The following is a 285-nucleotide window of genomic DNA, read 5'->3' as shown; positions in this document are numbered from 1 at the left end:
AGAAGCTGCTGCACCTTTTAATACGTTAACAGACTCAATGTCTTCCTGGTTGATATCAGAAAGAAAGTTTCCATAATCAAAAATTGATCCTGTAACGCTATTATTATTAACAGGAGATCCATCTATTACAATAAGAGGAGATCCTCCGGATAGAGACTTATACCCTCTTATCAAAAGATTGGCAGATCCTCCAAAGTTGTTGTTTGTATTAACCTGTAAACCTGCTACTTTACCAGAAAGAAGTGAAGCCACATTTCCTGTATTTGTCGTTCCCCCTACTAATGC

Annotated in this window: 1 protein-coding gene; it reads right to left on the bottom strand. The window is 37.5% G+C overall.

The window, feature by feature from the left end; translation table 11 throughout:
• Positions 1–285: TonB-dependent receptor plug domain-containing protein (locus tag SB764_RS39435; protein ID WP_410866673.1), on the bottom strand; the 285-nt coding region annotated here is incomplete at both ends.

The sequence above is a fragment of the Paraburkholderia sp. SIMBA_027 genome (assembly GCF_046535315.1).
Classification (GTDB): domain Bacteria; phylum Pseudomonadota; class Gammaproteobacteria; order Burkholderiales; family Burkholderiaceae; genus Paraburkholderia; species Paraburkholderia tropica.
This window is presented reverse-complemented; position numbering and strand designations above follow the sequence as displayed.